The organism is Enterobacter sp. HMSC16D10 (assembly GCF_001807145.1).
Taxonomy (GTDB): Bacteria; Pseudomonadota; Gammaproteobacteria; order Enterobacterales; family Enterobacteriaceae; genus Enterobacter; species Enterobacter roggenkampii.
Map to the genome: position 1 here is coordinate 192,139 of NZ_KV787915.1, position 7,525 is coordinate 199,663.

The window sequence follows — 7,525 nt, forward strand, 5'->3', positions numbered from 1 at the left end:
TAACCAGGACGGGAAAGTAGTATACCCGAACACGGCGAGCGCCACAAACTTTCATTCTCCGTCTCCATTCCAGGCCATGACAAACATAAGGAGTGAGAAAATAGCCCCTTTTGGGTAAATGTTTTTGACGCAAATCAAGCGCTTGTCATTTAAAAAATCACACAAATTGCGCTTGATCGCAAAATTTCGTTAGAGATCAGATTCCTGGCGCTTTACTTCCTGCCAGACTTCTTCCATCGCGTCGAGGTCAATACCGCTCATTTCCAGGCCTCGCGAGGCGACAATCCGCTCCACTTCGCGAAAGCGGCGTTCGAACTTAAGGTTAGCTTTTTGCAGCGCCGTTTCCGCTTTTACACCCAGGTGGCGAGAAAGGTTGACGGTCGCAAACAGCAGATCGCCCATCTCTTCCTCAAGCTTTGCTTCATCCACCACCGCCTGCTGCGCTTCGTGCATCACCTCGTCAATCTCTTCGTGCACTTTATCCAGCACCGGGCCGAGTGAGGTCCAGTCAAACCCCACGGCGGAGCAGCGTTTCTGGATTTTGTGCGCGCGCATCAGCGCGGGCAGGCTCAGCGGAATGTCGTCCAGCGCGGAGTGCTGGGATTTTTCTGCCCGCTCGGCGCTTTTGATCTGCTCCCAGCGGGCCAGGACTTCGGTGCTGGTTCCTGCGGTAGCGTCACCGAAAATATGGGGATGACGGCGCTCAAGCTTGTCGCTGATGGCAGCGCAGATATCGTCAAAGTTAAAGCGCCCCTCTTCCTGCGCCATCTGCGCGTAGAACACCACCTGGAACAGCAGATCGCCCAGCTCGCCGCGCAGGTCGTCAAAATCTTCACGGGAAATGGCGTCCAGCACCTCGTAGGTCTCTTCAAGGGTGTACGGGGCGATGGTGGCGAAAGTCTGCTCTTTGTCCCACGGGCAGCCGTTTTCCGGGTCGCGCAGGCGTTTCATGATGCCGAGCAGGCGGTCGATTTGAGTCATAATACTGTCCTGATGAAAAAATGCCGGGTGGCGGCGTTGCCTTACCCGGCCTACGGAAGAGGATGTTTAGCCGCCGTGCAGACGACGCGCGTCAATCACATCCGGCACCTGGTTCAGCTTGCCGAGCACGCGGCCCAGCACCTGCAGGTTATAGATTTCGATGGTCATATCGATGGTGGCAAGCTGCTCGCGGGTATCGCTGCGGCTGGCGACGCCCAGCACGTTGACCTTCTCGTTGGCGAGAATGGTCGTGATGTCGCGCAGCAGGCCGCTGCGGTCGTTGGCAGTGACGCGCACCACCAGCGAGTAGCCGGCGGAGTAGCTCTCGCCCCAGACCGCTTCCACGATGCGCTCCGGCGCATGGGACTGCAGCTCGGCAAGCTGGTCGCAGTCGGAGCGGTGGATCGAGATCCCGCGCCCCTGGGTGATAAAGCCGACGATATCGTCGCCTGGAATTGGCTGACAGCAGCGGGCAATGTGGTGCATCAGGTTACCGACACCTTCGACCACCACGCGGCCGTTGTCTTTGCTGCGCTGCTGCGGCGCGTAGGTTTTCTGCTGCAGCTGCTTCAGCGCCGCCGCGTCCTGCTCTTCCGCGCTTGGCTTATTGAACTGCGCCTGCAGGAAGTTCACCATCTGATTCAGGCGAATATCACCGCCGCCAATCGCCGCTAACAGCTCATCAAGCTCGTTGAAGTTGTAGCGCGGCAGCAGGAATTTCTCCGCCTCTTTCAGGCTGATCCCGATATGCTCCAGCTCGTCGTCAAGGATCTGGCGACCGGCAAGGATATTCTTGTCTCGATCCTGTTTACGGAACCAGGCGTGAATCTTCGAGCGCCCGCGGCTGGTGCTGACATACCCCAGGTTCGGGTTAAGCCAGTCCCGGCTCGGGTTCGGCTGCTTCTGGGTAATGATTTCAATCTGGTCGCCCATCTGCAGCTGATAGGTGAACGGTACGATACGCCCGCCAATTTTCGCCCCGATGCAGCGGTGCCCCACATCGCTATGGATGTGGTAGGCAAAATCGAGCGGCGTAGAGCCGGCCGGCAGGTCGACAACGTCCCCTTTCGGGGTAAAGACGTAGACGCGATCGTCAAAGACCTGGCTGCGCACTTCGTCGAGCATCTCGCCGGAATCGGCCATCTCTTCCTGCCACGCAATCAGCTTACGCAGCCAGGCAATGCGGTCTTCGTGGCCTGAACGCGCCCCGCCGGACGTGCCTTCTTTGTATTTCCAGTGCGCGGCAACGCCCAGCTCGGCGTCCTCGTGCATCTGTTTGGTGCGGATCTGAATCTCGACCGTTTTACCGCCAGGGCCAAGCACAACGGTATGGATTGACTGATAGCCGTTCGGTTTGGGGTTGGCGACATAGTCGTCAAACTCATCGGGCAGATGACGGAAGTGCGTGTGCACTATCCCCAGCGCGGCGTAGCAGTCCTGCAGACGCTCCGCCACGATACGCACGGCGCGCACGTCAAACAGCTCGTCAAAGGCGAGGTGTTTCTTCTGCATTTTGCGCCAGATGCTGTAGATGTGCTTTGGTCGACCGTAGACTTCGGCGCGCACGTTCTCTTCTTTCATCGCCTGGCGCAGGCCGCCGACAAACTCCTCGATATAGTGCTCGCGGTCGATGCGTCGCTCGTGCAGGAGTTTGGCAATCCGTTTGTATTCCGCCGGGTGCAGATAGCGGAAGCAGTAATCTTCCAGCTCCCACTTCAGCTGACCAATCCCCAGCCGGTTCGCCAGCGGCGCATAGATGTTTGTACACTCTTTGGCAGCCAGCACGCGCTCGTCTTCCGGCGCATCCTTCCCCTCTCGCAGATGGGCAATACGCTCGGCCAGCTTGATGACCACGCAGCGGAAATCATCCACCATGGCCAGCAGCATCCGGCGAACGTTATCGACCTGCTCTGAGGAGACGGAATCCGTATGCGCGGCTTTGAGCTGACGAATGGCTGCCATATCACGCACGCCGTGGATCAGCGCGACGACGGATTTTCCGACGCTGTCGCGCAGCACGTCTTCGCTGACCACGTCCGCATCCGCGAGGGGGAAGAGCAGCGCGGCCTGCAGCGTTTCGATGTCCATGTTCAGCATGGACAGGATTTCAACCATCTCCACGCCGCGCCACAGGAGAAGATCGGCGTCGGGATGCCCCTGCGTGGTGCGCAGACAATAGGCCCAGGTTTCGGTTAAGCGTTCACACGACTGCTGGCTGGAAATTCCCAGACTTGCGATCCATTTTTGTGGGTCAAACTCCCCAGCTTTATTGAGATGTGCACTTCTTACCGCAACCATTGTCCTCTCCTTTAGGGACCAGGGCCTGTCGAAGTCGACAAGCCAAACAAATTAGATGTGCTCGAACAACACCATCGATTCCAGATGCCCAGTGTGCGGGAACATGTCCAGCATTGCCAGACGCTGAATCTGGTAACCCGCGCTGAGCAGTGCCTCGCTGTCCCGGGCAAGCGTTGCCGGGTTACAGGAAACATAGACCACACGCTTTGGCGCGAGTTTAATAATATGTGCCATCACGCCCGGGGCACCGGCACGCGCCGGGTCGAGCAAAATTTTATCGAAGCCCTGCTTTGCCCACGGCTGTTGGGTGACATCGTCCTCAAGATTTTGATGAAAGAATGTCACATTTTGCAAGCCGTTCTGCCGCGCGTTCTCCTGCCCTTTCGCCACCAGCGCCTCAACGCCTTCCACACCGACGACGCTGGCCGCTTCTCGCGCCAGCGGCAGCGTGAAGTTGCCCATTCCGCAGAACAGATCGAGCACCCGGTCGCTTTTCTGAACGTCCAGCCACGCCAGCGCTTTCGCCACCATCTGCTGGTTAACGCCATCATTCACCTGAATGAAATCCCGCGGGCTGAACGTTAAGCGTAGCCCGTTTGACGCATACCAGGGCGCCTCACCGGTAACCTGTTCAAGTATCTCGCTTTGTGGTGCAAGGAAAAGCGCCAGGTCGTGGGAATGCGAAAAGCGTTCCAGTTTTTCGCGATCTTTCTTCGACAACGGCGCGGTATGGCGCAGCACCATCAGCGGGCCATTGTTTGCCATGACCAGTTCGACGTGCCCAAGATGGCGTACGCCGTCCAGCCCGGAGAGGCAGATGCGCACTTCCGGAAGCAATGCCTCAAGATGGGGCACCAAAATGGGGCACCGCTTCACATCAACGATGTCGCTGGAGCCGGCCTTGCGAAACCCCATCTCCAGCCGCTCCGTTTTTGGCTGATAGCTGAGGCTCAGGCGCGCGCGACGACGATAGCCCCAGGGCTCATCGGCAACAATTTCGTTAACGTCATGTTTGAGCAGACGCGCCAGCGCGCGGCTTTTGCTTTTTTGCTGTAATTCTGTGCTCGCATGCTGTTGCTGGCAGCCGCCGCACACGCCAAAATGGGGGCAGCGGGGTGCCACACGCTCCGGGCTATCGCTGAGGCGACGCTTAACCTGCCCGCGCGCAAACTGGCGTTTATCTTCCGTCAGCGTAATTTCTGCTCGTTCTGCTGGCAGTAAACCTGTTATAAACAGAGCCTTACCATTGTGGCGTGCCACTCCCTGGCCAAACGGATCGAGGTCCGTGGCCTCAACAGTGATGATTTGACGCGTCGTCACGCGTCGCTTTGCAGAGTAGAATTGCGCCATCGCCGAGATTTTTCTCACATAACCATAATTATCTTAATTGTCCCATAACGGAACGCCATGACCAACTACAGCCTGCGCGCGCGCATGATGATTTTGATCCTCGCCCCCACCGTTCTTATCGGTTTGCTGCTGAGTATCTTCTTTGTGGTGCACCGCTATAACGATTTGCAGCGACAGCTGGAAGATGCAGGTGCCAGTATTATCGAACCGCTTGCCGTCTCCAGCGAGTACGGCATGAACCTGCAAAACCGCGAATCCATTGGGCAGTTAATCAGCGTACTCCACCGCCGCCACTCGGACATCGTACGCGCCATTTCCGTTTACGACGAACATAACCGCCTGTTTGTGACCTCAAACTTTCATCTCGATCCGGCAGCACTGAAAATCCCGGACGGTACGCCGTTCCCGCGCCACCTCACCGTATTGCGGCGCGGCGATATCATGATCCTGCGCACGCCGATCGTGTCGGAAAGCTATTCCCCCGATGAGTCTGCACAGTCCGACGCCAAATCCAGCAATAATATGCTGGGATATGTGGCGCTGGAGCTGGATCTCAAGTCGGTCCGGCTACAGCAGTACAAAGAGATCTTCATTTCCGGCGTGATGATGCTGTTCTGCATCGGCATTGCGCTGATCTTCGGCTGGCGCCTGATGCGCGACGTGACGGGTCCCATCCGCAACATGGTTAACACGGTTGACCGCATCCGCCGGGGACAGCTCGACAGCCGTGTGGAAGGGTTTATGCTGGGCGAGCTGGACATGCTGAAAAACGGCATCAACTCGATGGCGATGTCGCTGGCGGCCTATCACGAAGAGATGCAGCACAACGTTGACCAGGCGACGTCCGACCTGCGCGAAACGCTGGAGCAGATGGAGATCCAGAACGTTGAGCTGGATCTGGCGAAAAAGCGCGCTCAGGAAGCGGCGCGTATTAAATCGGAATTCCTTGCCAATATGTCGCACGAGCTGCGCACGCCGCTCAATGGCGTGATCGGCTTTACCCGTCTGACCCTGAAAAGCGAGCTCAACCCCACTCAGCGGGATCACCTGCATACCATTGAACGCTCGGCCAACAACCTGCTGGCGATCATTAACGACGTGCTGGACTTCTCCAAGCTGGAAGCGGGCAAGCTGATCCTCGAGAGTATCCCCTTCCCGCTGCGCAGCACGCTGGATGAAGTGGTGACGCTGCTCGCGCACTCGTCGCACGACAAAGGCCTGGAGCTGACGCTTAACATTAAAAACGACGTGCCGGATAACGTTATTGGCGATCCGCTGCGCCTGCAGCAGGTCATAACCAACCTTGTCGGGAATGCCATTAAGTTCACCGAAAGCGGTAATATCGACATCCTGGTAGAGAAACGCTCGATCAGCAGCAATAAGGTCCAGATTGAAGTCCAGATCCGCGATACCGGCATCGGTATTCCGGAGCGCGACCAGTCGCGTCTGTTCCAGGCGTTCCGTCAGGCGGACGCCAGCATCTCCCGCCGTCATGGCGGTACCGGTCTGGGGCTGGTGATCACCCAGCGCCTGGTGAACGAGATGGGCGGCGATATCTCTTTCCACAGCCAGCCAAACCGCGGTTCAACCTTCTGGTTCCACATTAATCTGGACCTTAATCCGAACGTGCTGACCGATGGCCCGGTGACGGACTGCCTGAAAGGCAAGCGTCTGGCCTACGTTGAGCCTAACGCTGCGGCGGCGCAGTGTACGCTCGACATCTTAAGCACCACGCCGCTGGAGGTGGTCTACAGCCCCACCTTCTCGGCGCTTGCCGTAGAGCATTACGATATTCTGCTGATGGGCATTCCGGTAACCTTCACCGGCGAGTTGACCATGCAGCAGGAGCGCCTGGCGAAAGCCGCGTCGATGACCGACTACCTGCTGCTGGCGCTGCCGTGCCATGGGCAGCTCAACGCGGAAGAACTGAAAAACGACGGCGCGGCCGCGTGTCTTTTGAAACCACTGACCGCAACCCGTTTGCTGCCAGCCCTCACGGAATATTGCCGTCTTAGCCAGCATGCCCTTCCGCTGATTAACGATGAGCAAAAATTGCCGATGAGCGTGATGGCGGTGGATGATAATCCGGCCAACCTGAAGCTCATTGGCGCATTGCTTGAGGACCAGGTTCAGCATGTGGAGCTGTGCACCAGCGGCGCGCAGGCGGTTGAACAGGCTAAGCAGATGCAGTTCGATTTAATCCTGATGGATATTCAGATGCCGGGCATGGACGGCATCCGGGCGTGCGAGCTGATCCACCAGCTGCCGCATCAGCAGCAAACGCCGGTTATTGCTGTCACCGCGCACGCGATGGCGGGCCAGAAGGAGAAGCTGCTGAGCGCCGGGATGAATGATTACCTGGCGAAGCCCATCGATGAAGAGAAACTTCATAGCCTGCTGTTGCGCTATAAGCCGGGTCATATTGGCGGAACGTACACGGTTTCCAGCGAGCAGGCTGAGATAAGCGTTAATCAGAACGCCACCTTTGACTGGCAGCTCGCGCTGCGCCAGGCGGCAGGTAAACCCGATTTGGCCCGCGACATGCTGCAAATGCTGGTCGCGTTTCTGCCAGAAATTCGCAACAAGGTGGAAGAGCAGCTGGTGGGTGAAAACCCGGAAGATCTGCTGGACGCAATCCACAAGCTGCACGGCAGCTGCGGGTACAGCGGCGTACCGCGGCTGAAAAACCTCTGTCAGTTGCTGGAGCAGCAGCTGCGTGCGGGCACGCCGGAATCGGAGCTTGAACCGGAGTTCCTGGAGCTGCTGGATGAAATGGATAACGTGACGCGCGAAGCGATGAAGGTGTTGGGGAGCTGAGGTAAAAGCCCGGTGGCGCTACGCTTGCCGGGCCTACAGGTGCACTAACGTAGGCCGGGTAAGGCGAAGCCGCCACCCG

The 7,525-nt window shown here is 58.0% G+C and carries 4 protein-coding genes; 1 reads left to right on the forward strand and 3 read right to left on the reverse strand.

The features are described from left to right. Positions 1–189 precede the first annotated feature (189 nt). The 3 genes from mazG to rlmD form a co-directional block, all read right to left on the reverse strand. The gene (mazG, locus tag HMPREF3143_RS23120; RefSeq protein WP_008499627.1) at positions 190–981 is read right to left on the reverse strand and encodes a nucleoside triphosphate pyrophosphohydrolase; all 792 of its coding nucleotides are present in this window, start codon (positions 979–981) and stop codon (positions 190–192) included. A 66-nt stretch (positions 982–1,047) separates the two neighbouring features. Further along, a complete protein-coding gene (relA, locus tag HMPREF3143_RS23125) occupies positions 1,048–3,279 on the reverse strand; it encodes a GTP diphosphokinase (RefSeq protein ID WP_070534353.1) in 2,232 nt (743 codons plus the stop codon). A gap of 51 nt (positions 3,280–3,330) precedes the next feature. Continuing rightward, on the reverse strand, positions 3,331–4,629 hold the full coding sequence (rlmD, locus tag HMPREF3143_RS23130; protein ID WP_021241901.1) for a 23S rRNA (uracil(1939)-C(5))-methyltransferase RlmD: 1,299 nt from the start codon (positions 4,627–4,629) through the stop codon (positions 3,331–3,333). 57 nt (positions 4,630–4,686) lie between these two features. On the opposite strand from rlmD, the gene barA reads away from it, so the two are divergent. Then, complete coding sequence (barA, locus tag HMPREF3143_RS23135; RefSeq protein WP_021241900.1) at positions 4,687–7,446, forward strand: two-component sensor histidine kinase BarA; 2,760 nt, start codon at positions 4,687–4,689, stop codon at positions 7,444–7,446. Positions 7,447–7,525 lie beyond the last annotated feature (79 nt).

What these genes read in the sequence shown, in the direction of transcription:
- rlmD (WP_021241901.1), bottom strand. Translation starts at nt 4,629, where the DNA reads ATGGCGCAATTCTACTCTGCAAAGCGACGCGTGACGACGCGTCAAATC.
- barA (WP_021241900.1), top strand. Translation starts at nt 4,687, where the DNA reads ATGACCAACTACAGCCTGCGCGCGCGCATGATGATTTTGATCCTCGCC.
- mazG (WP_008499627.1), bottom strand. Translation starts at nt 981, where the DNA reads ATGACTCAAATCGACCGCCTGCTCGGCATCATGAAACGCCTGCGCGAC.
- relA (WP_070534353.1), bottom strand. Translation starts at nt 3,279, where the DNA reads ATGGTTGCGGTAAGAAGTGCACATCTCAATAAAGCTGGGGAGTTTGAC.